21 protein-coding genes and 2 pseudogenes are annotated in these 23,514 nt (G+C 76.0%); 8 read left to right on the top strand and 15 right to left on the bottom strand.

Annotated elements, in window-relative coordinates; genetic code table 11:
• Positions 1-40: 40 nt before the first annotated feature.
• The gene (locus LO771_RS24495) at positions 41-2,116 is read right to left on the bottom strand and encodes a SpoIIE family protein phosphatase (RefSeq protein ID WP_230746585.1); all 2,076 of its coding nucleotides are present in this window, start codon (positions 2,114-2,116) and stop codon (positions 41-43) included.
• 57 nt (positions 2,117-2,173) lie between these two features.
• Positions 2,174-3,301 (bottom strand): YafY family protein, encoded by a 1,128-nt coding sequence (locus LO771_RS24490; protein ID WP_230746584.1) that lies wholly within the window; start codon positions 3,299-3,301, stop codon positions 2,174-2,176.
• 79 nt (positions 3,302-3,380) lie between these two features.
• On the opposite strand from LO771_RS24490, the gene LO771_RS24485 reads away from it, so the two are divergent.
• Complete coding sequence (locus LO771_RS24485; RefSeq protein WP_230746581.1) at positions 3,381-4,502, top strand: serine hydrolase domain-containing protein; 1,122 nt, start codon at positions 3,381-3,383, stop codon at positions 4,500-4,502.
• Here the strand turns inward: LO771_RS24485 and LO771_RS24480 are convergent.
• Positions 4,481-4,993 (bottom strand): YrdB family protein, encoded by a 513-nt coding sequence (locus LO771_RS24480; protein ID WP_230746580.1) that lies wholly within the window; start codon positions 4,991-4,993, stop codon positions 4,481-4,483. The two genes, LO771_RS24485 and LO771_RS24480, sit on opposite strands and share 22 nt — an antisense overlap.
• A 153-nt stretch (positions 4,994-5,146) precedes the next feature.
• Here LO771_RS24480 and LO771_RS24475 point away from each other — a divergent pair, with 153 nt between their 5' ends.
• The 4 genes from LO771_RS24475 to LO771_RS24460 all read left to right on the top strand — a co-directional run bounded on the left by LO771_RS24475 (position 5,147) and on the right by LO771_RS24460 (position 8,979).
• Positions 5,147-5,656, top strand: coding sequence for a DinB family protein (locus tag LO771_RS24475; protein WP_230746578.1), 510 nt, complete (start codon positions 5,147-5,149; stop codon positions 5,654-5,656).
• 239 nt (positions 5,657-5,895) lie between these two features.
• A complete protein-coding gene (locus LO771_RS24470; RefSeq protein WP_230746577.1) occupies positions 5,896-6,288 on the top strand; it encodes a cell division protein SepF in 393 nt (130 codons plus the stop codon).
• 355 nt (positions 6,289-6,643) lie between these two features.
• Positions 6,644-7,195 (top strand): TetR/AcrR family transcriptional regulator, encoded by a 552-nt coding sequence (locus LO771_RS24465; RefSeq protein ID WP_230746576.1) that lies wholly within the window; start codon positions 6,644-6,646, stop codon positions 7,193-7,195.
• Positions 7,192-8,979, top strand: a complete 1,788-nt coding sequence (locus tag LO771_RS24460; protein WP_230746575.1) for an MFS transporter — start codon at positions 7,192-7,194, stop codon at positions 8,977-8,979. Before LO771_RS24465 ends, LO771_RS24460 begins: the two co-directional genes overlap by 4 nt.
• Before the next feature lie 106 nt (positions 8,980-9,085).
• Here LO771_RS24460 and LO771_RS24455 read toward each other — a convergent pair whose 3' ends face one another.
• Positions 9,086-9,985: a transketolase family protein gene (locus tag LO771_RS24455; RefSeq protein WP_230746574.1), complete on the bottom strand. Its 900-nt coding sequence runs from the start codon at positions 9,983-9,985 to the stop codon at positions 9,086-9,088.
• Positions 9,986-10,094: 109 nt separating this feature from the next.
• Positions 10,095-10,796, bottom strand: a complete 702-nt coding sequence (locus LO771_RS24450) for a transketolase (RefSeq protein ID WP_230746573.1) — start codon at positions 10,794-10,796, stop codon at positions 10,095-10,097.
• Positions 10,797-10,852: 56 nt separating this feature from the next.
• Between LO771_RS24450 and soxR the strand changes: the two genes are divergently transcribed.
• Together soxR and LO771_RS24440 are read left to right on the top strand one after the other, a co-directional pair.
• Positions 10,853-11,350 (top strand): redox-sensitive transcriptional activator SoxR, encoded by a 498-nt coding sequence (gene soxR / locus LO771_RS24445; protein WP_230746572.1) that lies wholly within the window; start codon positions 10,853-10,855, stop codon positions 11,348-11,350.
• Between the two features lie 227 nt (positions 11,351-11,577).
• Positions 11,578-13,194, top strand: coding sequence for a methionine--tRNA ligase (locus tag LO771_RS24440; protein WP_230746570.1), 1,617 nt, complete (start codon positions 11,578-11,580; stop codon positions 13,192-13,194).
• Positions 13,195-13,247: 53 nt separating this feature from the next.
• Here LO771_RS24440 and LO771_RS24435 read toward each other — a convergent pair whose 3' ends face one another.
• From LO771_RS24435 to LO771_RS24395, 9 genes and pseudogenes are all read right to left on the bottom strand, one after another.
• Positions 13,248-14,042 carry a PIG-L family deacetylase gene (locus LO771_RS24435; RefSeq protein ID WP_230746568.1) on the bottom strand — a complete coding sequence of 265 codons (795 nt, stop codon included), beginning with the start codon at positions 14,040-14,042 and terminating at the stop codon, positions 13,248-13,250.
• 132 nt (positions 14,043-14,174) lie between these two features.
• On the bottom strand, positions 14,175-15,164 hold the full coding sequence (locus LO771_RS24430) for a LysR family transcriptional regulator (protein ID WP_230746567.1): 990 nt from the start codon (positions 15,162-15,164) through the stop codon (positions 14,175-14,177).
• A 4-nt stretch (positions 15,165-15,168) separates the two neighbouring features.
• Positions 15,169-16,362 (bottom strand): glycine C-acetyltransferase, encoded by a 1,194-nt coding sequence (locus tag LO771_RS24425; RefSeq protein WP_230746566.1) that lies wholly within the window; start codon positions 16,360-16,362, stop codon positions 15,169-15,171.
• 69 nt (positions 16,363-16,431) lie between these two features.
• On the bottom strand, positions 16,432-17,460 hold the full coding sequence (gene tdh / locus LO771_RS24420; RefSeq protein WP_230746565.1) for an L-threonine 3-dehydrogenase: 1,029 nt from the start codon (positions 17,458-17,460) through the stop codon (positions 16,432-16,434).
• A gap of 178 nt (positions 17,461-17,638) precedes the next feature.
• A complete protein-coding gene (locus tag LO771_RS24415) occupies positions 17,639-18,250 on the bottom strand; it encodes a flavin reductase family protein (RefSeq protein WP_230746650.1) in 612 nt (203 codons plus the stop codon).
• A gap of 321 nt (positions 18,251-18,571) precedes the next feature.
• Positions 18,572-18,634, bottom strand: a pseudogene (locus LO771_RS31460) (hypothetical protein); the annotation flags it as partial.
• 67 nt (positions 18,635-18,701) lie between these two features.
• Positions 18,702-18,857: a hypothetical protein gene (locus LO771_RS24405; protein ID WP_230746564.1), complete on the bottom strand. Its 156-nt coding sequence runs from the start codon at positions 18,855-18,857 to the stop codon at positions 18,702-18,704.
• A 352-nt stretch (positions 18,858-19,209) separates the two neighbouring features.
• Positions 19,210-19,563, bottom strand: a complete 354-nt coding sequence (locus tag LO771_RS24400; RefSeq protein WP_230746563.1) for a hypothetical protein — start codon at positions 19,561-19,563, stop codon at positions 19,210-19,212.
• Positions 19,560-20,504, bottom strand: a pseudogene (locus LO771_RS24395) (IS256 family transposase); the annotation flags it as partial. The gene LO771_RS24400 and the pseudogene LO771_RS24395, both read right to left, overlap by 4 nt.
• A gap of 374 nt (positions 20,505-20,878) precedes the next feature.
• Here LO771_RS24395 and LO771_RS31455 point away from each other — a divergent pair.
• Positions 20,879-21,886 carry a PP2C family protein-serine/threonine phosphatase gene (locus tag LO771_RS31455; protein WP_230746561.1) on the top strand — a complete coding sequence of 336 codons (1,008 nt, stop codon included), beginning with the start codon at positions 20,879-20,881 and terminating at the stop codon, positions 21,884-21,886.
• A gap of 186 nt (positions 21,887-22,072) precedes the next feature.
• On the opposite strand, the gene LO771_RS24385 is transcribed toward LO771_RS31455, so the two are convergent.
• On the bottom strand, positions 22,073-23,314 hold the full coding sequence (locus LO771_RS24385) for a hypothetical protein (protein WP_230746559.1): 1,242 nt from the start codon (positions 23,312-23,314) through the stop codon (positions 22,073-22,075).
• Positions 23,315-23,514 lie beyond the last annotated feature (200 nt).

The raw sequence follows: 23,514 nt of genomic DNA, 5'->3' as shown, positions 1-23,514 counted from the left end.
GGCCGCCCGTGCGGGGCCGTCCCGGGCGCGCGGCCGCAGGTCACCCCTCGGTGCCCCGGGCCACCAGGAACTCGCCCCACACGCACTTGCCGGCGCCCCGCGGGTCCACCCCCCAGACGTCGGCCACCCGGTCGACCAGCAGCATGCCGCGGCCCGAGGTGGACTCCCAGCCCGGCTCGGTGCGCCGGGGCAGCGCGCTGGAGCGGTCCTGGACCTCGATCCGCAGCCGGGGGCGGCCCCCGGCCAGCAGCCGCAAACTCAGCAGGGCGCCGCCGTCGGTGTGCCGCAGCGCGTTGGTGACCAGTTCGTCGGCGACCAGCTCCACCTCGTCCGAGCGCTCCGGCACGCCCCAGCTGTGCACCGCCTCCCGGATCAGGTGGCGGGCGGCGACGAGCGCCTGGGGGTCGGCCGGGGCGACGTACTGGTGCAGGAGGCGGGCGGGCCCGGCCGCGCCCTCCAGCCGGGTGAGGAGCAGCAGCGCCATGTCGTCCTCGCCGCCGGTCTGCTCGGCCATCACCTCGCACAGCCGGTCGGCCAGCTCCTCCGGGTCGCGCGGGCCCTCGTGCACCGAGCGGCCGAGCAGGGCCATGCCCTCGTCCAGGTCGGCGCCGGGGCGCTCCACCAGGCCGTCGCTGCACAGCAGCAGGGTCTCGCCGGCGGCGAGCTCGACGCAGGTGACCGGGTACTCCAGGTCGCCGAACTGGGCGGACAGGCCCAGCGGCAGCCCCACCGGGCCGGGCACCTGGCGGCACCAGCCGTCGGCGTGGCGCAGCATGGGCGCGAGGTGCCCGGCACGGACCAGCCGCACCGTGCCGGTGGCGGCCTCGACGTCGGCGTAGACGCAGGTGGCGAAGCGGTCGGTGTCCAGCTCGCAGAGGAAGACCGAGGCGCGTGCCATCACGGTGGCCGGCGAGTGCCCCTCGGCGGCGTAGGCGCGCAGGGCGATGCGCAGCTGGCCCATGACGGCGGCGGCGTGGGTGTCGTGGCCCTGGACGTCGCCGACCATCACGCCGACGCGGCCGCCGGGCAGCGGGACGGCGTCGTACCAGTCGCCGCCGATGTCGCGGCCGGTGCGGGCGGAGCGGTAGCGGGCGGCGACCGTGAAGCCCCCGACCTCGGGGAGGCTGCGCGGCAGCATCGCGGTCTGCAGGCTCTTGGCCAGGTCGTGCTCCTGGTCGAAGAGCATGGCCCGCTGCAGGCTCTGGGCGATGCCGCTGCTCAGGGCGAGCAGCAGGTCCCGCTCCTCGGCGGGGAAGGCGTCCTTGCCGTGGTAGAGGAGGCCGAGGCCGCCGATCGGGCGGCCCTGGGCCACCAGCGGCAGGTAGGCGGCGGCGGTGGCGCCGAGCGGGCGGATGTACGGCCACAGCCTCGGGTAGCGGGCGGCGAACTCCTCGGCGGAGGTGAGGAAGAGCGGGTTCCTGGTCCGGATGACCTCGCTGAGCGGGAAGTCGTCCTCGACGCGGGTCCACTCCAGCTCGGGCACGTTGCTGCCCTCGCGCCCCTCGGCGAGGACCCGGACGCGGCCGTTCTCGACCACGCCCAGCACCAGGCTGGCGGCCCCGAGGCGGCCCAGGCCGTGCGGGTCGCTGAGGACGGCGGTGACGTCCTGGACGGTGACGGCGTGGGCGAGGGCGGCGGCGGTGCCCTGCACCACCTCGGCCCGGCGCGCGCGCTCGCGCTCGAGGGCGAGGCGGTCGGCGGCCTGCGCCAGCTCGTCGGTGGCGTCGCGGAGGATGCCGATGACCCGGCGGGGGCGGCCGAGGGCGTCGCGGTGGATGTGGCCCTGGGTGTGGACCCAGCGGTCGGCGCCGTCGCGGGGCAGGACGCGGAAGTAGTAGCCGTAGGTGGAGCTGCCGTCCTTCATCGCCCGGGAGACGTGGGCGTCGACGGCGGCGCGCTCCTCCGGGGGCATGCGTTCGCCCAGCTGGAGCGGGTCGGAGCGGTACTCCTCGGGGGCGAGGTCGTAGATGCCGAGGGCGACCGGGTCGAGGTGGAGCAGGCCGGTGTCGAGGTCCCAGTCGAAGCTGCCCATCCGGTTGAGGGCCAGGCTGGCGTCGGGACCGGCGGGCCACGGGGCCGGCGGGTCGGGCCGGGACCCGGCTGGGTGCTCGTCCATCTCGCCTCCCGGTGCACAGGCCGCCGCCGGCGGCGCTGCCGCCCTGCGGACCCGGTCTCAGCCTAACGTCGCGGAGCCGGTCACGGGGTCCGCTCCCCCGTACAGCTCCGCCAGGGCGCGGGCGGCGGCGGCCATCTCGGCGCGCAGTTCCGGGGGGCCGAGGACCTCGGCGCCGGCGCCGAGGCGCAGCAGGTCGGAGGCGGCGTGGCGGAGCGACTCGACGGGGAGCGCCACCCGCAGGCGGCCGTCGGGGCGGGGGGCGCCGGGGGCAGGTGTGCCGGGGGCGCGGAGCCCCGGGGGGCAGGGGGCCTCCGCGGGACGCGGGGCGGGGACCGGTCCGGGGGCGGGGCCGCCGGGGCCCGCGGCGGCGCGCGCGGCGGCCTCGGCCGCGTCGACGGCGCGGGCCTGGACCGGCGCGAAGATCGCCCGGACGCGTGCGGCGGCCTCCGCGGTGAGCAGCACGTCGACGGTGCGGCCGTGGGCGGTCTCCTGGAAGCGCCGGGACCAGCCGTCCCAGAAGGCGGCCAGGTCGAACCCGGCGGGCCGCTCGAAGGGGCCGCCGCCGGGGACGCACTCCAGGATGCGGGAGACCTTGTAGGTGCGGGGCGGCCCGTCGGCGCCGGCCTGCGCCACCAGGTACCACTCCCCCGCCTTGAGGACCACGCCGAGCGGGCGCACCTCGCGGTCGACCTCGGCCGGGCCCCACTTGCGGTAGCGGATCCGCAGCCCCTGCTGCCGCCAGACGGCGTCGGCGACCGCGCCCAGGTGCGGCACGGGCGTCGCGTCGGCGAACCAGCGTCCCGGGTCGAGGTGGAACCGCTCGCGGACCCGCTCGGCGCGGGCCGCGTTCTCGGCGGGCAGGGCGGCGAGCAGTTTCAGCCGCGCTCCGGCCAGTTCGGCGCCGAGGCCGAGCTCGGCAGCCGGTCCGGGCAGTCCGGCGAGGAAGAGCGATCCGGCCTCGTCGGCGTTGAGGCCGGTGAGGCGGGTGCGGTAGCCGTCGAGCAGCCGGTAGCCGCCGTCGGGGCCGCGGTCGGCGTAGACGGGCACCCCGGCGGCGGCCAGCGCCTCCACGTCCCGGTAGACGGTGCGGACGGAGACCTCCAGCTCGGCGGCGAGCTCCCCGGCGGTCATCCGGCCGCGGCCCTGGAGCAGCAGGAGGAGGGAGAGGAGGCGGTCGGCGCGCATGACGCGATTGTGCCGCCCGCCGGGCCGTGCGGGGGACGGCCCCGTTCCGTATCGGGCTACCCGCCGGTAGGGTCCCGCCATGGCCGACATCCACGGCGTCTGCGCCGACCGGTTCCAGGGCGTGCGCGACGCGCTCGCCGCCTCCCTCGACCGCGGGTCCGACCTGGGCGCCTCGGTGGCCGTGCAGCTCGACGGCGAGACGGTCGTCGACCTGTGGGGCGGCTGGGCGGACGAGGGGCGCACCCGGCCCTGGGAGCGGGACACCCTGGTCAACACCTGGTCCACCACCAAGACCATGACGGCGCTGTGCGCCCTGGTCCTCGCCGACCGGGGCGAGCTGGACCTGCACGCGCCCGTCGCCCGGTACTGGCCGGAGTTCGCCGCCGCCGGCAAGGAGGAGGTGGAGGTGCGGCACCTGCTGGGCCACACCGCGGGCCTGCCGGTGTGGACCGAGCGGCTGGAGGTCGCCGACCTGTACGACTGGGAGAAGGCCACCGGGCTGCTGGCCCGCCAGGCGCCCGCCTGGAAGCCCGGCTCGGAGTCCGGCTACCACGCCCTGACCCAGGGCTACCTGGTCGGCGAGGTCATCCGGCGGATCACCGGCCGCACCCCGGGCGCCTTCCTCGCCGAGGAGGTCACCGGACCGCTCGGCGCGGACTTCCACCTGGGGCTCGCACCGGAGGACGACGCGCGGGTGGCGCCGGTCTCCTGGGCACCGCCGGAGCCCGGCGCCCCCGCGGACCCGCTCGCCCGGGTCGGCAACCCGCGCGTCGGGCCCGCGGACGCCTGCACGGCCGCGTGGCGCCGCGCCGAGGTCCCGGCCGCCAACGGCCACGGCAACGCCCGCTCGGTGGCCGCCGTCCAGTCGGTGCTGGCCTGCGGCGGCGAGGCGGGCGGGGTGCGGCTGCTGTCGGAGGCGGGCTGCGCCCGGGTCTTCGAGGAGCAGGCGTACGGGCCGGACCGCGTGCTCGGCGCGGTGCTGCGCCTCGGCATGGGGTACGGGCTCAACTCCCCCGAGCTGCCGGTCTCCCCCAACCCGCGGGCCTGCTTCTGGGGCGGCTGGGGCGGGTCGCTGGTGGTGGTCGACCTCGACGCGCGGCTGACCGTGGCGTACATGATGAACCGGATGCACCCGGGCGCGCTGGGCGACGCGCGGGGCGCGTCCGTCGTGCTCGCCGCCTATGGGGCGCTGGCGGGCTGACCGCCGTCCCGGCGGTCGGCCCGCCCGCCGGGGCCGGGGCCGTCGCCGGGGCGGGGAGCGCCGCCGGGACGGGGCGCGTCGCCGGGACGGGGCGCGTCGCCGGGACGGGGCGCGTCGCCGGGACGGGGCGCGTCGCCGGGGCGGGGCGGGTGCCAGGAGCCCACGGCGGCCAGCATCGCGGTGTTGGCGACCACGAGCACGGCGAAGCCGGCGGCGGCCGCCGGGTGCCCGGTGGCGGCCAGGGCCGCGGCGGCGGCGCCCATGACGGCGAGCTGGGTGGCGAGCCAGGCGGGGGCCGAGCGGACGACCGCGCGGGGCGAGGCGTAGCGGCCCCAGAGCCAGGCCGCGGCCGCGGGGAGCAGCACCGCCAGGGCGATCCGGAGCGGCAGGGGCGCAGGGGCGTGGTAGCCGCCGTAGGCGAGTGCGGCGAACGCCACCAGCTCCAGCAGGAACCGCAGGGCCAGGTTGGCCCCCTTCACCGCACCGCGCATCGCCGTCCCCCTCGTCGTCCCCCGCCGCCGGGGTCCGGCCACCACGCGGTCCGGCCTCCGGTCGTCGGGGGCGCCCCACCGTAGCGCGGCCCGGGGTCCGGGCGCCCGGAAAAGTGCTCGCGCCCCCGGGAGCGGGCCGCCAGGATGTCCGGCATGACCGAGGCACGCACAGACCCGTCCTTCGTCTCCGACGAGCGCACCATGCTGGACTCCTGGCTGGACTACCACCGCGCCACGCTCGCCCTCAAGTGCGAGGGGCTGGACGCCGACCAGCTGCGCCGCCGCTCGGCGGAGCCGTCCAACCTGTCCCTGCTCGGCCTGGTGCGGCACATGGCCGAGGTGGAGCGCCACTGGTTCCAGGGGATCCTGGGCGGCGAGGAGTTCACCCGGGGCCGCTACTGGAGCGAGGAGCGGCCGGACGGCGACTTCGACGACGTGGACACCGCCGACCCGGCCGAGGCCTTCGCCACCTGGCGGGCGGAGTGCGAGGGGGCGCGGAAGGCGGCAGCCGGCCTGCCGCTGGACACGGTCGGCAGGAGGCAGCGGCGCGGCGAGGACGTCTCGCTGCGCTGGATCCTCGTCCACATGATCGAGGAGTACGCGCGCCACAACGGCCACGCCGACCTGCTGCGCGAGCGGATCGACGGCGCCACCGGGGAGTGACGACCGGAAGGGTGACGCCGGGTCACGCCGGATTGACGTTCCCGTCCGCGGAACCGGGCGCCGGGCTGCGGCGTCGCAGGAGACGACCGGTGTCGCACGCGCCACGACCCGTACGGCGGTCCCGTGCGGGCGCGGATGGACTGATCAGTGCGATACTCGGACAGTTCCGGCGAGTGGATGACACGTCAGAAGACGGGTAGGCCGCCGGAACAGGATGTGACGGGATGAGGAGGCGCGGCATGGGAGCACTTCGTGACGAGCACCACGGGTGGCTGATGCCCTCCGGCGGCTACGCGGTCCCCGTCCACGAGGATCCGTGGGCCACGGAGGCGGTGGCGGCGCCCGCCCCGGCCGAGGCGGCGCGGATCGTCTCGGTGCGCCCGAGCGGGTTCGAGACCGCCCGGGTGGTCGGCGAGCACGTGCGGTCCGGCACGCCGGTGGTCATGGACGTCTCGGAGATGCCGGACGCCGACGCCAAGCGGCTGGTCGACTTCGCCTCCGGCCTGGTCTTCGGCACCCGCGGCTCCATCGAGCGGATCGCCCGGCGGGTGTTCCTGCTGACGCCGCCGGAGGTGGAGGTCATGGTGATCGACCGGCCGCTGGACGACACCGGGTTCTACAACCAGAGCTGACGCCCCGGGGCGGCCGCGACTGCGCCCCGTCCCGCTCCCGTCCCCTCCCGTCCCCTCCTGATCCCTCCCCTCCCGAGCCTCCGGCCCCGAAGCCGGCGGGCGGCCCCGTGCCGCACGCCGGCTTCTGCGCGTTCCCGGCCGCCCCCGCGCGGGCGTGTCGGCGGACCGGCCGGGCCGCGACCGGGCGCAGGGACCGCGCGGTCACCGGACCCGCGCGCGTCGGACGCGGTCCGGCCGGTCCCGGCGCACCCTCCCCCAGTGCCCCTCCCCCGCGCGAGCGCTCCGAGAAGGTCTCAGCGGATACGTCGCGATCACTGATGAGACAGTTGTGTCTCAGATGGGCTATGGTTGACTCATGGCCATCGACCGCGACTCCGTGCTCAACGCCGCCGTCGGCGTCCTCTCCCGGCAGCCGAACGCCGCCATGGACGAGATCGCCCGCGCCGCGGGCGTCAGCCGCGCCACCCTGCACCGGCTCTTCCCCGGGCGCGACGCCCTGGTGCGGGAGGTCGGCGCACTGGCCCTGCGGCGGTTCGCCCAGGCCCTGGACGACGCCCGGATCGACGAGGGCGACGCGGTGGCGGCCGTCCGCCGGCTGGTCGACGCCGTCATCCCGCTCTCGCAGCTCTGCGCCTTCCTGACCGGCGAGAGCAAGCTCTACGAGGACACCGGGATCAACGAGGCCTGGGACCGCCTCGACGCCCGCGTCCGCGCCCTGTTCCTGCGCGGTCAGCAGGAGGGCGCCTTCCGCATCGAACTTCCCGCCGCGTGGCTGAGCGAGGCCTTCCTCGACCTCGTCGCGGGCGTGGGCTGGGCCGTCCAGGACGGCCGGCTGGCCCCCCGCGACAGTGCCCACGCCCTCGCCGAGCTGTTCCTCGGCGGAGCCACCAGGAGACCCGCACCATGACCGCCCCCCGCACGCAGCCCACCCCCGCAGCCCCCGCCACCACCGGCACGCGCCCCATCGCCGCCCACCCCACCCCCGCGGCCCCCGCCACCACCGCACCGGCCCTGACGGACCGCGGCCGGTGGACCGCCCTCGGCGTGCTCGTCCTCGGCGTGCTGCTGGTCGCCGTCGACGCCACCGTGCTCTCCCTGGCCGTCCCCTTCATCAGCGAGGACCTGCGGCCCGGCGGCACCCAGCTCCTGTGGATCGGCGACGTCTACTCCTTCGTCCTGGCCGGCCTGCTGGTCTCCATGGGCTCGCTCAGCGACCGCCTCGGGCGCCGGCGGGTGCTGCTCTGGGGCGCGGCCGGTTTCGGCGCGGCCTCGCTGGCCGCCGCCTACGCGCCGGGCCCCGGCGCCCTGATCGCCGCCCGCGCCGTGCTCGGCGTCGCCGGCGCCGCCATCATGCCGTCCACCCTGTCGCTCATCCGGGTCCTCTTCCCCGACGACCGCGAGCGGGCCACCGCCATCGGCGTCTGGGGCGCCGCCGCGACCGCGGGCGCCGCGGCCGGTCCGCTGCTCGGCGGCCTGCTGCTGGAGCACTTCTGGTGGGGCTCGGTCTTCCTGGTCAACCTGCCGGTGATGGCTCTGCTGCTCGTCCTCGGGGCCCGGCTGCTCCCCGAGTCGCGGGACCCGCGGCCCGGCGCGTGGGACCTGCCGAGCGTGGCCCTGTCCCTGGCGGGCGTCGTCGGCACCGTGTACGCGGTGAAGGAGGCCGCCGTGCACGGCCCCGGCCGCGCCGACGTCCTGGCCGCGGGCCTGGCCGGTGCAGCCGCCCTGGCCGTGTTCGTCCGGCGGCAGCTGCGGCTCGCGGTGCCGCTGCTGGACGTCCGCCTCTTCGCCGACCGCCGCTTCACCGCGGCGGTGACCGCCGCGCTGGTCGCGCTGGTCGGCCTGTCCGGCGTGGTCTTCTTCGTCTCACAGTACTTCCAACTCGTCCGGGGCTGGTCGCCGCTGCGGGCCGGCATCGCCGAGCTGCCCGCCTTCGGCGGCGCGATCGCGGGCGGCCTGCTCGCCGGACGGCTGGCCCGGCGCTCCGGCCCCCGCGCGGCCCTGGCCGGCGGCCTGCTGCTGATGGGCGCCGGACTCGGCTCCCTCGGCTGGACCGGCACCGGCACCCCGTACCCGCTGCTCGGCGCGGCCTTCCTCGCCGTCGGCGCGGCGGAGGGCGTCGTCTACACCCTGGCCACCGACCTGGTGCTGGCCGCCGCCCCCGCCCGCAAGGCGGGCGCCGCCTCCGCGGTCTCCGAGACCGCGTACGAGCTGGGGGCCGCCCTGGGCATCGCGCTGATCGGATCGGTCCTGACCGGCCTGTACCGGGCCGGGGTCGCCGTGCCGGCGGGCGTCGGCGGCGGTGCCGCCGACCGGGTGCGCGACTCCCTGGGCGGTGCCGCCGAGGTCGCCGCCGGACTGCCCGGCCCGGCGGCCGAGGCGGTCATGGCGGCCGCCCGGCAGGCCTTCGTCGAGGGCATGGGCACGGCCTCGCTCCTCGCCGGGGCGCTGCCCGCGGCGGCGGCCGCCGGAGCCTGGCTGCTGCTGCGCCGCACCGGGCGGCCGTCCGCCGCGGAACGGGTCGGCGCACAGCGGGCCGGTGTGGAGCGGGCCGGTGTGGAGCGCCACGGCAGGGAGGCCGCCGGCGTGGACCGCGCTGCCACGGAGCGGCCCGGCGGGCTCACCGCCGCCCCGGCGGTCGGCCGGGAGGCGGACCCGGCGGACCGGTGCACCGTCCACCGGACGGCCGCCTGACGGCCGGCGGGGCCGGGCCGTCCCGGGACGGCCCGGCCCCGCCCCACCGGGCGGGACACGCCGCCAAACCCGGCCGGACCTGGGCGGACCCCGGCCGGGTCCGGCGTCACACCGGCAGCGGCAGGAAGCCGGAGATGCGCGCGCGCAGGGAGCGGGGGTCCAGACCGTGGGCCGCGAGGTGGTCGGCCATGGTGCCGTAGCGGCGCAGTTCGGCACGGGCGACGCCGAGGCCGAGCAGCCGGTGCGGACGGTCCTCCAGCGCCTGTGCGGCGAACGGGACCGAGGTGCCCGCGAGGTACGGCTCCACCAGCACCACGTCGGCCGCGCCCTCCGTCGCGGCACGCAGCGCGGCGCCGTCGAAGGGCCGCACGGTGGCGGCGTAGAGCACGGAGACGTCCAGCCCCTCGACGGCGGCGAGCACCGCGTCGAGCATCGGTCCGACCGCGACAACCGTCCCGGCCGAGCCCTGCCGCACCGGGGTGAACCGGCCGGGCGCCACGGGCCGCGCGGCGGCGTTCTGCTGGGCGGAGAGCCGCACGTAGACCCGGTCGTCGGAGGCGACGGCGTCCCGCAGCAGCACCTCGGCCTCGTCGGGGTGGCCCGGCACGTGGACGGTCCAGCCGGACAGGGTGTCCATCAGTGCCACGTCGCCGGGCGCCTGGTGGGTGCGGCCGCCCTCGGGCCAGTCGTACGAGCCGAGGGCGCTGACCAGGACGGCGGCGGCGTCCTGGTGGTCGAGGTCGAGCTTGACCTGCTCGAAGGCGCGCTCGACGAGGAAGCTCGCGAAGGTGTGCACGACCGGCCGGAGGCCGGTGAGGGCGAGGCCGCCGGCGACGGAGACCATCAGCTGCTCGCGGATGCCGACGTTGAGGACCCGGTCGGGGTGGGCGGCGGCGGCTGCGGTGAAGCGGTCGGCGGAGATGTCGGCGAGGACGAGGGCGAGGCGCGGGTCCTCGTCGAGCAGGCGGGTGGTGACGGCGGCGAAGCGGTCGCGCATGGTGGGCACGGCGGGGTCTCCTGATCGGGCGGGCAGGCGGACGGAGGGACGGGCGGGCGGGCGGGCAGGTGGGACGGTCAGGGGCGGGGCGTACGGGGCGGGCCGGCGGGCGGACCGGTCAGTGCTTCGGCTCGACGACGGCGACGACGGCGTGCGGCCGTCCCGGGTGCGGGGCGGTGAACGCCTCCGCCAGGGCCTCGTGGTCCCGGCCGTCCGCCGTGAGCACCGACCAGCCCTCCGCCGCGAACCGGGCGGCGATGCCGCCGCGGCGGCCGTGGGTGGCGGAGGAGTTGTCGACGACGACGGTGTGCAGGGCCTCCAGGCCGACCGCGCCCGCGTAGGCGGCGGCCTCCTGGTTGGATCCCTCGTCGAGCTCGGCGTCCCCGGTGAGGACCCAGACCCGGGAGTCGGTCAGACCCTGGGCGCGCAGTCCGAGCGCGGTGCCCACGCCCAGCGGCAGGCCGTGGCCGAGGGAGCCGCTGCTGATCTCCACGCCGGGCACCAGCACCCGGTCGGGGTGGTACCCGAGCGGCGAGTCGAAGCCGCCGAAGCCGGACAGCAGCGCCGGGTCGAGGAACCCCTTGGCGGCGAGCACCGCGTAGTAGGCCATCGGGCCGTGGCCCTTGGAGAGGAGGAAGCGGTCGCGGTCGGGGGCGTCGGCGGTCTCCGGCGTCACGCGCAGCACCCGGTCGTAGAGGACCCACAGGACGTCGAGGGTGGAGGTGGCGGCCGGGCCGTGCTTCTCGTCGCCGGTCATCAGGGCCATCAGGCGGGGCAGGTCGCGGTGGCCGAGGCGTGCGCTCTCACTGGTCAGCGTCATGGGACGATGCTGCAACCTCAAGCGCGCTTGAGGTCAAGAGGCCTAGGATCGGCGATGTGACCGCACTCCGTGACCGCCTCACCATCGGGGAGCTCTCCGCCCGCAGCGGACTCGCCCCCTCCGCCCTGCGCTACTACGAGGAGCTGGGCCTGATCCACTCCGAGCGGACCGCCGGCGGGCAGCGCCGGTACGCGCGGGCGGCGCTGCGCCGGGTCGCGTTCGTCCGGGCGGCGCAGCAGGTCGGCCTGTCGCTGGAGGAGGCGCGGCGGGCGATGGGCGGACTGCCGCAGGACCGGTCGCCGAACGCCCGCGAGTGGGCGCGGGTGGCGTCGACCTGGCAGCACCGCATCGACGCCCGGATCGCGGAGCTGGAACGGCTCCGCCGGAAGCTCGACGGCTGCATCGGCTGCGGCTGCCTGTCGCTGCGCACCTGCCGGCTGTACAACCCCGACGACGCGGCGGCGGACGGCGGCCCGGGAGCCCGCTACCTGCTCGGCGACGAGCCGCCGGAACCGGCGGAGTCGGCGGAACCGGCGGAACCGGCGGGGGGCTGAGGGGGCCGCGGCGGCCGTCCCGGGTGCGGAGGAATCCCGGTGCGGGCGGCCCGTGCGCCCTGCTAGCGTCGGCCGCATGTCCAGGCCGCCCGCGCACCAGCCGATGATGCCCCGCTCCAGGGGCTGCTGAATCCGGACGACCACACCATCCGAGGCCCCGCACCGGGGCCTCGGCGCGCACCGCGCACCCGGAGCCCCGCCGCCCGACGACGAGGAGCTCCCCGACCGTGGACGACACCCAGGCGCACCAGCCGCAGGAAGCACACGAGCCGGACGAGGCGCACGAGACGGACCGGCCGTGCCCGGCCCATGCCGGATCCCCGGGCTCCGGGGCGCCCCGCCACTACCTGACGACCACCATCCCCTACGTCAACTCCCGCCCGCACCTGGGCTTCGCCCTGGAGCTGGTGCAGGCCGACGTGCTGGCCCGGCACCACCGCCGGCTCGGCCACCGGGTGCGGCTGCTCACCGGCACCGACGAGAACTCGCTGAAGAACGTGCTGGCCGCCGAGTCCCTGGGTGTCCCGGTGCGGGAGCTGGTGGACCGGAACGCGGACGCGTTCGCCGCACTGCACGGCCCGCTCTCCCTCTCCCCGGACGACTTCCTGCGCACCAGCAGCGACCCGCGCCACCGGCCCGGGGTGGAGCGGCTGTGGCGGGCCTGCGCGGCCAACGGCGACCTGTACCGGAAGCACTACGCGGGCCTGTACTGCGTGGGCTGCGAGCAGTTCTGGTCCGAGGAGGAGCTCGACGGCGGCCGCTGTCCCGAGCACGGCACCGAACCGCACCCGGTGGTGGAGGAGAACTGGTTCTTCCGCCTCTCCCGCTACGCGGAGCGGCTGCACGCCCTCGTCGCGAGCGGCCGGCTGCGCGTCGAACCGGAGGCGCGCCGCAACGAGGTGCTCGCCTTCATCGCCTCCGGGCTGCAGGACTTCTCGGTCTCCCGCTCCCGGGAGCGGGCCCGCGGCTGGGGCGTGCCGGTACCGGACGACCCCGGCCAGGTCGTGTACGTGTGGTGGGACGCCCTGGGGAACTACATCACCGCGCTGGACTACGCCGCCGACGGCCCGGCCTACCGCACGTGGTGGGAGGGCGGCGACCGGCGGGTGCACCACGTCGGCAAGGGCGTGGTGCGCTTCCACGCCGTGCACTGGCCCGCGATCCTCCTCTCCGCCGGGCTGCCGCTGCCGACCGACGTGCTGGTGCACGGCTACCTGACGGCGGACGGGCGGAAGATCAGCAAGTCGGCGGGCGGCGGCGCGGCCGACCCGGTGGAGCTGGTCGGACGGTACGGGACGGACGCGGTGCGCTGGTGGCTGCTGCGCGAGGTGCCTCGGACGGGAGACGTGGACTTCACGGAGGAGCGGCTGGCGGCCCGGTACGACACCGACCTCGCTGACGGGGTGGGGAACCTGGTCAGCCGGACCGTGGCCATGGTCCACCGCTACCGGGGCGGGGCCGTGCCGCAGGCACCGCTGCCGGACTGCGCGGCGGTGGCGGCGTGCGGGGAGGTGGCCGTGCAGGTGTCGGCGGCGCTGGACGCGTTCGACCTGCGGCGGGCGACCGGGGCGGTCCTCGGCGTCGTCGAGGAGGCCAACCGGTACGTCGAGTCCGTGCGGCCCTGGGAGCTCGCCCGCGCCGAGCGGGGCGGCGACCGGAGGGCGGGCGGACGGCTGGACGAGTCCCTGGCCGTCCTGGTGCACTGCTGCCGGACCCTGGGGAGGGAACTGGCGCCCTTCCTCCCCGACGGTGCGGCGCGGATCGCGGCGCGGTGCGCGGGGAGCACACTGGCGCCTCCGGCGCCGCTCTTCCCCCGGCTCTCCGGCCCGGGCGGTGGTGGCTGACCGACGGGGCGGCGGCGACTGCCGGGCGGCGGGCCGACGGGCGGCGGCCGGTCTCAGAACGGGTCGGCGAGCAGGCGGGGGCGGGCGCGGGGCGCTGCGGCGGGGCGGGCGGCCGGGCCGGGGTGGTGCAGGAACCACTCGGTGCCGAGGCAGAGCCGCCGCAGCCGGGGCTCCTGGAAGGCGGAGATGCGGGCCCCGCGGGCGAACTCCGAGGCGTGGGCCCGTACCGCCTCCCACTTGACGTCCAGCCAGGGCCGCACGTCGACCGCCGCCGAGATCCGGTCGTCGGGGGTGCAGGGCAGGGGTGCCTCCAGGCCCAGTGCGGTCAGCTCCCGGACCAGCGACTCGGGGACGGTGGCCAGCCAGACCGAGTGGACCTCCCACGGGGGGCCCGCCTCCGGCTGCACGCCGCCGTGGGCCGCCGCGTGCACCGCGGCCAGGACGGCCCGGTGCACGCGGACGTGGTCGGGGTGGCCGTAGACACCGAACGCGTCGTAGGTGGCCACAGCGGCGGGGCGCAGCAGGCGGATGCGGGTGACGAGTGCGGCGACCAGCGCGTCGAAGGGGGCCGCGCAGAGCGAGCCGTGCCCGCGGCCGAGGGGTCCGGAGTCGCGGTAGGGGAGGATGTCCGGCCTGCCCGCCCGGAGGACCGTCAGCGCCCGCGCCAGCTCCTCGGCCCGGGTGCCCGGCGGGGCGAACGGGGCGCCCTCCGCGACCTCGCCGTCGGTGCAGGTGACCACGGCGGTGGGGATGCCCTCGGCGGCGTGCTGGGCCAGCACGCCGCCCGTGAAGAGCGACTCGTCGTCGGGGTGCGCGTGCACCGCGAGCAGTCCCCGCCGCAGACCCATGCTGCCTCCCCCGCCGCCGCCCCTGGGTGGCCCCTCAGCGTAGCGAGCCGCCTGCGGCGGCGGCAGGCCGCCTGACGGCAGGATCCGGCGGGATCCGGCGGGGCGGCCGGGATCCGGCCGGGCCGGCCCGGCTCAGCCGCCCCCGGCGGGGCCGGGGCCGGCGCTGGCACCCGGGGCGGCGGCCCGGTCGGCACCCGCGGCACCCTCGGCACCCGGCAGGACCTGGCCGGCGGCGGTGCGCAGGGCCTCCAGGACGGGCCGGATCAGCGGGTGGTCCTCGGCGCCGCGGCGCACGGCGGCGAAGACCCGGCGGGTGGCGGCGACGCCGTCGACGGGCCGGACCACGACGCCGGTGAGGTCCATGCCGCGCAGCGCGGAGCGCGGCACCATCGCGACCCCGGCCCCGGCGCCCGCCAGGGCGACGACGGCGCGGAAGTCGTCGGAGGAGTGCTCCATCCGGGGCTGGAAGCCGGCGTACTCGCAGGCGAGCACCACCACGTCGTGGCAGGGGTTGCCCGGGTAGGGGCCGATCCACAGCTCCTCGGCGAGCTCGGCGACCGGGACGCGGCCGGAGCCGGCGAGGCGGTGGGCGACCGGCAGGACCGCGTCGAAGGGCTCGGCGTACAGCGGCACCCGGGCGAGCCGCTGGTCGTCCTCGCGCGGCGCGCCCCGGTACTCGACGGCCACGGCCAGGTCGGCGCGGCCGTCCAGCACCATGGGCAGGCTCTCGTCGCCCTCGGCGTCGCGCACCCGCACCCGGATGCCGGGCGAGGTGCGGGCCAGCCCGGCGAGGGCCGGGGCGAGGACCAGGCCGATGCCGGTGGCGAAGGAGGCGACGGTCAGCTCGCCGGCCGCGCCGGAGGTGTACGCGGCGAGCTCGGCCTCGGCCCGCTCCAGCTGGGCGAGGACGGCGTTGGCGTGGCTGAGGAGTATCTCGCCGGCCGCGGTGAGGCGGATGCCGCGGCCGTGGCGCTCGAGCAGCCGGTGGCCGGTCTCCGCCTCCAGCGCGGCGAGCTGCTGGGAGACGGCGGAGGGGGTGACGTACAGCGCGGCGGCAGCGGCGGTCACCGTCCGGTGGTCCGCCACCGCCCGGAGGGTCCGCAGCCGCCGCGCATCGATCACACGGTCATCCTGCCAGGGCGGCGCGCGCGGCGACGAACGCGGCCACCGCCTTCTCCACGTCGTCGGCCGAGTGGGCGGCCGAGAGCTGGACGCGGATGCGGGCCTGGCCCTGCGGCACCACCGGGTACGAGAAGCCGACGGCGTACACGCCGTGCTCCAGCAGCAGCTCGGCCATCCGCCCGGCGACGGCGGCGTCTCCGATCATGACGGGGGCGATGGGGTGGTCGCCGGGGAGGATCTCGAAGCCCTCCTCCGTCATCCGGGAGCGGAAGAGCGCGGTGTTGTCGCGCAGCCGCTGCCGCAGGCCCTCGGACTCCTCCAGGAGGTCGAGGACCTTCAGGGAGGCGGCGGCGATGACCGGCGCGAGGGAGTTGGAGAACAGGTACGGGCGGGAGCGCTGGCGCAGCAGGGCGACGATCTCGGCGCGGGCGGCGACGTAGCCGCCGGAGGCGCCGCCGAGGGCCTTGCCGAGGGTGCCGGTGAGGATGTCGACGCGGTCCATGACGCCGTGCAGCTCGTGGGTGCCGCGGCCGCCGGGGCCGACGAAGCCGACGGCGTGCGAGTCGTCGACCATCACCATGGCGTCGTACCGGTCGGCGAGGTCGCAGATCTCGCGCAGCGGGGCGACGTAGCCGTCCATGGAGAAGACGCCGTCGGTGACGATGAGGCGGCGGCGGGCGCCCGCGGCCTCCTTGAGCTGCTTCTCCAGATCGGCCATGTCGCGGTTGGCGTACCGGTGGCGGCGGGCCTTGCACAGGCGGATGCCGTCGATGATCGACGCGTGGTTGAGGGCGTCGGAGATGACGGCGTCGCGCTCGTCGAGGAGGGTCTCGAAGACGCCGCCGTTGGCGTCGAAGCAGGACGAGTAGAGGATGGTGTCCTCGGCGCCGAGGAAGCGGGAGAGGCGCTCCTCCAGCTCCTTGTGGACCTCCTGGGTGCCGCAGATGAAGCGGACCGAGGCCATGCCGTAGCCCCAGCGGTCGAGGGCCTCGTGGGCGGCGGAGACGACCTCGGGGTGGTCGGCGAGGCCGAGGTAGTTGTTGGCGCAGAAGTTGAGGACCTGGCCGGGACGGCCGCCGGCGGTCACGTCGACGGCGGCGCTCTGCGGCGTGCCGATGACGCGCTCGGGCTTGTGCAGGCCGGCGGCGCGGATCTCGTCCAGGGTGGTGCGCAGGTCGTCGCGTACCGAGTCGAACATGGCGGGGGCTCCCGGGGTGCGCAGGGGCTTGGCGGCGGTGGGCGGCCGCGGGGCGGCCGTGGGGAGGGCTCAGGCGGTCCAGTCGAGGATGACCTTGCCGCAGCGTCCGCTCGCGGCGTCGTCGAAGGCGGCCTCGAAGTCGGCGGCGGCGTAGCGGCCGGTGATCACCGGACTGAGGTCGAGGCCGCCCTCCAGCAGCACCGACATCGCGTACCAGGTCTCGAACATCTCGCGGCCGTAGATGCCCTTGATGGTGAGCATCGAGGTGACCACGCGGGCGAAGTCGACGGGGAACTCCTCCGACGGCAGGCCCAGCATGGCGATCCGGCCGCCGTGCGTCATGTTGGCGATCATGTCGCGCATGGCCTCGGGGCGGCCGGACATCTCCAGGCCGACGTCGAAGCCCTCGCGCAGGCCGAGGGTGCGCTGGCCCTGGGCGATGGAGGTCTCGGCGACGTTCAGGGCCAGGCTCACGCCGACCTTGCGGGCCAGCTCCAGGCGGTACTCGCTGACGTCGGTGATGACGACGTTGCGGGCACCGGCGTGGCGGGCGACGGCGGCGGCCATGATGCCGATCGGGCCGGCGCCGGTGATCAGCACGTCCTCGCCAACGAGGGGGAAGGACAGCGCGGTGTGCACGGCGTTGCCGAACGGGTCGAAGATCGCCGCGACGTCGAGGTCCACCGGGGCCCGGTGCACCCACACGTTGGACGCGGGCAGCGCCACGTACTCGGCGAACGCACCGTCCCGGCCGACGCCGAGGCCGACGGTGGCGCGGCACAGGTGGCGGCGGCCGGCCAGGCAGTTGCGGCACTTGCCGCACACCAGGTGGCCCTCGCCGCTCACCAGGTCGCCGGGCGCGACGTCGACGACGTCCGCGCCGACCTCGGCGACCTCGCCCACGAACTCGTGGCCGAGCACCAGCGGGGTGCGCACCGCCTGCTGCGCCCAGCCGTCCCAGGCGCGGATGTGCAGGTCGGTGCCGCAGATGCCGGTGCGCAGCACCTTGATCAGCACGTCCCCGGGGCCGACGGACGGCTCCGGCACGTCCATCATCCACAGCCCGGGCTCGGCCTTCTCCTTCACCAGTGCCTTCACGGCTGCGGCTCCTGTGCGTGCGGTCCTGCGCGCGGGGGCCCGCGCGTGCGGTTCTGCGGGTGCGGGTGGTCCCCGGCCCGGTGATCCACCGGGCAGAGAGCAATCTGCCCGGTGGCGGGGTTTAAGTCCATCGAGGTTTTCTTAAGCGGAACCGCAGCAGCGCTTCACGGTCGCAGGCTCAGCCCTGCTGCTCCCAGTCCTGGTACCGGATCCGGGCCAGTTCCCGGATGCCGCTCGTCAGCCCCCACTCGTTCCGCCCGAGACGGGACAGCGGCTGCATCCGGGTGATCTCGGGGTGCCCGTCGACCACGACCTCCTCGCGCACGGCGGCGTGCACGACCTGCCCGAAGACCACGGTGGAGTTGCCGAGACGCAGCGTGCTGTGGAGCCGGCACTCCAGCGCCACCGGCGACGCCGCCACCCGCGGGGGCTTCACCCGCATACTGGGCTCCCGCTCCACCCCCACCGCGTCGAACTCCCCCACGTCGCCGGGGAAGTCGGTGGCGGTGGCGTTGACCTGCTCGAAGAGCGGCTCGGGTGCGAAGTTCACCACGAACTCGCCCGTCGCCTCCACGTTCCGCAGCGAGTCCTTCCGCCCCACGGAGGTGAACTGGACGATCGGCGGCTCGGTGCAGGCGACCGTGAAGAACGAGTGCGGTGCGAGGTTCGCCGTCTGCCCGTCGCCGGCGAGGGTGGACACCCAGGCGATGGGCCGGGGGACGACGACGGCGGTCAGCAGCTTGTAAAAGGCCCCCGCGTCCATGGCCTCGGGGTCGTAGTCGATGCGCATGCCGCCAGTATCCACACCGGCGGGCGGCGGACCGCGGCGGCGCAACCCGGTCCGGCCGAGCCGGGCGTGCCGCGGAGCGTGCCCGCGGTGCCGGCAGGCAGGGCATCCGGAGCCGAGCCCCAGGTCCACCCCGTCCTTCCGGGACGGCTTCGCGGTCCCCCGCAGGCGCCCGGTGGCCGCGCCACCCAGGACCTCCCCGACCACCTGCCCGCCCACGCCCCCGACAGGCGCCGCTCGGCGATCCCGGCGTGGAGCAGGAAGCGTTTCGACGCCGAGGAAGCGGCGACCTTCCCGCAGCGCCGTGACGCCGGTCGAGCCGGAGCCGGTGAAGGGATCGAGGACGGTGCCGCCCTCGAGGCGGAAACGCCGGATGAGCCACTGCACGATCTCAACGGCTTCCGGGTGGTGTGGACGCGGCCCTTGCGCAGCTGAAAAGCGGTCCAGCAGCCGGTCAGGCGGATGGCCCGGCTCCGGTCAGAGAGCCTTTCACGCCCCGGACGAGGAACTCGGCGGACTGCTTGAGCCACCCTTGCCAGGCCGGCCGGCGGGATTGACCCAGGGGGGTGCCGCTCCAGGTCCAGCCGGCCACCTGCAGGGCATCGGACATGGGGGCTCCTGACGCCGGTGCGAGAAGGCCACGGCGACCGCATGCCCGGTAGGGGCCCTGCACGCCTCGGCGATCAGCTCGACGGGCAGCGAACGACAGGACCACTGGTCACGGTTCACGCCGGAAAAGCCCTCAGGTCACAGAAGGATTTTGACGCCACGTCCTTGGCACGAGCATCGCGGCCGGTGCGCTCCGAACTCGGCCGGCCTCCGCTGTTGCACCGGGGATCCGTGATCACCGCGTTCACGCTCTCGCCGGGCAGGGACTTCAGAAGGATCAGGGCGCCACTTCGGTGGAGCGTGCAGCTCAGGGGGGCCTTGAGGAATAGTCGAGACCTGTGGATCGGGGCGCGTCAGTGGTAGCGCGAGAGGCCGCCGAGATCGGGAAGCTCGCTCTCGAAGTCACAGGCGGCAACGGCGTCGTAGCCGCGGTCCCAGGTGGCTGTGAGCAGGTGTGATACCGGCTCGACGAGGGAGGGTCCGTCTTCGTCGGCTTCGGCATCGATTTTGAGCGGCCAGCCGATGAAGTCGTCGGCAAGTCCGGCGTCCGGGTTCGGCCGGGTGTCGAAGACCATCCGGCCCGCTCGGACGCTGTAGTGGTCGTCGACCTGGGCTCCGAGAGTTACCGCGACGAGCTCGGCCAGGAACTGCCGGCCAGTGCCTCGGACAAAGATCTGGCAGCTGGCGTAGTCCTTCTTCCTGGTCACGCAGCCTCCTCCTGGCGCTCGACCAGCGCGCCGTTCTCGAACCGCGCCCTGGCGCGGACCAAGGGTACGAGGTGGGCTCCGGTGATCGCGCGCCATCGGGCCTGGGCGGACTCGACGAGCTTGAACACCATGGCGAGGGCCGCGGCAGGGCTGCCGGCCCCTCGGGTGACCTTGGTCCGCAGCTTGACCGTGGAGAACGTCGAGTCGATGGGATTCGTGGTCCGCAGGTGGATCCAGTGCTCGGCCGGGAAATCGTAGAACGCCAGCAGCTCCTCCTGGTCGTCGATGATCTTCGCGACGGCCTTGGGCCACTTCGTGCCGTAGGTCTTCGCGAACGCCTCGATCGCCTTCTCCGCGTGCGCGCGATCCTCGGCGTTGCAGATCTCCTGCATCGCCTTCGTCGCGCTCGGCTGTGCTGACTTCGGCAGGGCGTTCGTGACGTTTCGGGCTTGGTGGGCCCAGCAGCGCTGGTGCCGTGCGGCAGGGAACACCTCGGCCAGGGCCTTCCACAGGCCCCTCGCTCCGTCGCCGACGACCAGCTCGGGGGCGCGCATGCCGCGGCGGCGGCAGTCACGCAGCAGGTCGGCCCACGACTCGGTGGACTCGCGCAGGCCCTCGGCCAGGGCGATCAGCACCTTGGTGCCGTCAAGGCGGACGCCGAGCAGGACCAGCACGCAGGAGTGGGCCTGGCCGAGCCTCACCTTGGGAGGGATCCCGTCGGCCCATACGTGGACGAAGTCGCGGCCGGACGGGTCGCGGTCCTGGAAGGCGGCGTGGTCATCGCTCCACTGCTTGGTCAGTCTGGTGACCGTCGCCGGCGACGGTCCGGCCGCCGAGCCGAGGAACTGCTCCAGCGTGGGCACGAAGTCACCTGAGGAGAGTCCGTGCAGGTAGAGCAGCCTGCGCCGGGCCATGGCCGCCACGACAGGCGTGCTCGCCCGGACCTACGGACTCCGCCGACGCCGGGACGCGCGTCCGGCGCCGGCCTGCCGCGGGGCTCCGGCAGGCGGCGGTCCTCAGGCACCGCGGACGGGTTGACACCGGTGTCGCGGGTAGACGGTGGGCCGGGGACCCTCTGCTCGAGCGAGAGGACAGGCCATGGCTGATGCGGGGCAGGTGGGACGCATGCTCGGCGGCCTGATGCAGGCCGGCCACACCGTCACCCTGGAGCGGCTGCCCGACCTGGTGGCCGCGCACGCGGAGACGGCGGGCATGCGCCGGGCGGCCGTATTCGTGGTCGACCTGCGGGAGACGGTGCTGCGGGAGCTGACCGGGCGCGGGCCGAGCGCCGGCGCAGGGGGGCCTGGAGGTACCGGTGGAGGGCACCCTACCGGGGCGTGCCTACCAGCGGGTGGACCTCGTGCGCGAGGCGGGCGGACAGGGTGCACGCAACGGCCCGTACCGTTGGTGGACGGCGGTGACCGACGGGGTCGAACGCCTGGGCGTGCTGCGGGCCGACACGGACGGTGACGACGCGGGGACCCGGGAGGCGCTGCGGGCCCTGGCCTCCCTGGTGGCGCTCCTGCTGCTGAGCAAGCGGTCGTTCAGCGACTCCTTCGCACGCCTGGTGCGCACCGCGCCCATGAACGTGGCCGCGGAACTGCAGTGGAACCTGATGCCGCCGCCCGGCTACGCCGGACACGACGTCACGGTGGGCGCCCTGATGGAACCGGCGTACGCAGTGGGAGGCGACGCCTTCGACTACGCCGTGGCGGACGGCACACTGCACCTGTCGGTCTTCGACGCCATGGGGCACGACACCACCGCAGGCATCACCGCCAACGTCGCCGTGGCGGCCTGCCGCAACGCCCGCCGCCGCGGCACACCGCTCGCGGAGACCAGCAAGGCGGTCGAGTGCACGCTGGTCGAGCAGTTCGGCACCAGCCGCTACGTGACCGGGATCCTGGCCGGCCTGGACCTGGCCACGGGAGAGCTGACGTGGGTGAACCGCGGCCACCACCCACCGGTCCTCATCCGCGGCGGGCGGTGGGCGATCCCGCTGTCCTGCCCGCCGGCCGGCCCGATGGGCTCCGGCCTCGAGCTGCCGGTGCGCACGTGCCGGGAGCAGCTGGAGCCCGGCGACAGCGTCCTGATGTACACCGACGGCGTCGTCGAGGGCCGGGGGCCGGACGGCGCCGAGTTCGGCCTGGACCGATTCACCGACCTCGTCCTGCGCCACCAGTCCGAACAGCACACCCTGCACGAGACCCTGCGCCGCCTGATGCGCGCCGTCCTGGAGCACCACGGCGAGACCCCGGACGACGACGTCACCGTGCTGCTCGCCCGGTGGCGCGGCGGCGACCACGGCGTCCTCACCCCTTGAGGGCACGGCCGGAGCGCGGTCCGGCCGGTCAGGCACGGGCTCCCTGCCGACGACAGGGGCGACAGGGACGACAGGGACAGGAGAGGCGGCCGAGGGGCGGGGACGCGGTCCGCGCGCCGGGCCGCCGTACGGAAGGGCGGCAGCGGCCGCCGGGCTCCGTCGCCGGCCCGGCGCCTGCGGGGCGGGTCAGCCGGCGGCCGCGGTGACCACCGGCGCGCCGGCCCCTAGGAAGAAGACACCGGGGAAGTGCGGGGTCTCGAACCCCGCACTGGTGTTGCGGCGCAGGATGGACCCGCCGATGCGCAGGGTGCCACTGCGGTCGTTGCTGACGAAGAACACGGCACCGCCGCCCTCGGCGGCGCGGTTGTCCTCCAGGACCGATCCGGCGATGCGGACGCTGTAGCGGTTCCCGTCGGTGTACACCGCGCCGCCGCTGCCGCCGCCGGAGGTCCCCGGGCGCGCGGGGTTGGCGCCGTGCCCGACGGCCGCGTTGCCGGACATCAGGCTGTTGAGGACGACCCAGGAGACCCCGATGCTGCTGAGCGCCCCGCCGTTGGAGCAGCGGCCGCCGGTGAAGGTGCTGCCGCTCACGTACACCGGGAGGTCCCGGTACTGGTCGAGGACGCGGACGGCGGCTCCCCCGAGGTCCTGGCCGGTGGCGTCGCACCGGTTGCCCGTGAACCGCGAGTGGACGATCGCGAGCCTCCCGCCCCGGACGAACAGGGCTCCGCCGCCGCCCCCGTCGGTGCGCTGCCCGGTCGCGTCGCCGTCGGCGAAGGCGAGGTTCTGCACGGTCAGCCGCGGCTCCGCCTGGTCGGCGCAGTGGGAGGTGGTCCACTGCTGCCGCTGGTCGCAGGTGTTCATGTAGAGGATGCGGCGGACGCCCCCGCCGCTGAGGGTCACCCTGCCGCCGCCGTCGAGGACGACCCGGCTGCTGGTGTTGCGCACCTTGGCGGTGGCCTTCATCGCGATGGTCACCGGGGCCGGGCCGCAGGAGAAGGTGATGACCCCTCCGGCGGCGACCGCGTCCACGACCGCCTGCGAGGTGCAGCCGGCCGGGGTTCCGTCGCCGACCACCCGGGTGGGCCGGGAGGTGTCCACCGCCGCCGCCTCGGCGGGTACGGGAGCCCTGCCGGCCGGGTTTCCGGCGGTGAACGTGCGGGAGGGGGCCGCACCGGTCCGGGATGCCGGACGGCGGGGGGCGGAGGGGGATCCGTGGCGGGCGTGCGCGCCGGGACGGGCCACGGCGTGCGGGCGGCGGGTCGGCGCGGGTGCGGCGGCCGCGGTCGTGGGCGCCGCGGCGGCGGTCGCGGGCCGCGGTGCGGCGGCCGTGCCGGCGCGCACGTCCGGCGACCCGCACGCCGACAGGAGCAGGGCGGCAGCGGCGGTGGCCGCTGCGGCTGTCGCGGTGCCGCGCATCAGTCGCATGCCACGGGAGGGTAGCGGTCCGGGCGGGGCTCCGGTCCGGCGGGGGCCGGGGTCCGGACGCGCGGCACGACGCTCCCGGTCCGGGGCGCGCCGGCCCGCACCCGCGCTCGCCCGGACCCGCCCGTGCCCGCCCGGACCGGGCGGCGGGGAGGCCGGCTGCCCCTGCCGTCCCGCCCGGGCCCCGGCGGACGCCGCGCGCA

The organism is Streptacidiphilus sp. ASG 303, assembly GCF_020991365.1.
Classification (GTDB): Bacteria; Actinomycetota; Actinomycetes; order Streptomycetales; family Streptomycetaceae; genus Peterkaempfera.
This window is presented reverse-complemented; position numbering and strand designations above follow the sequence as displayed.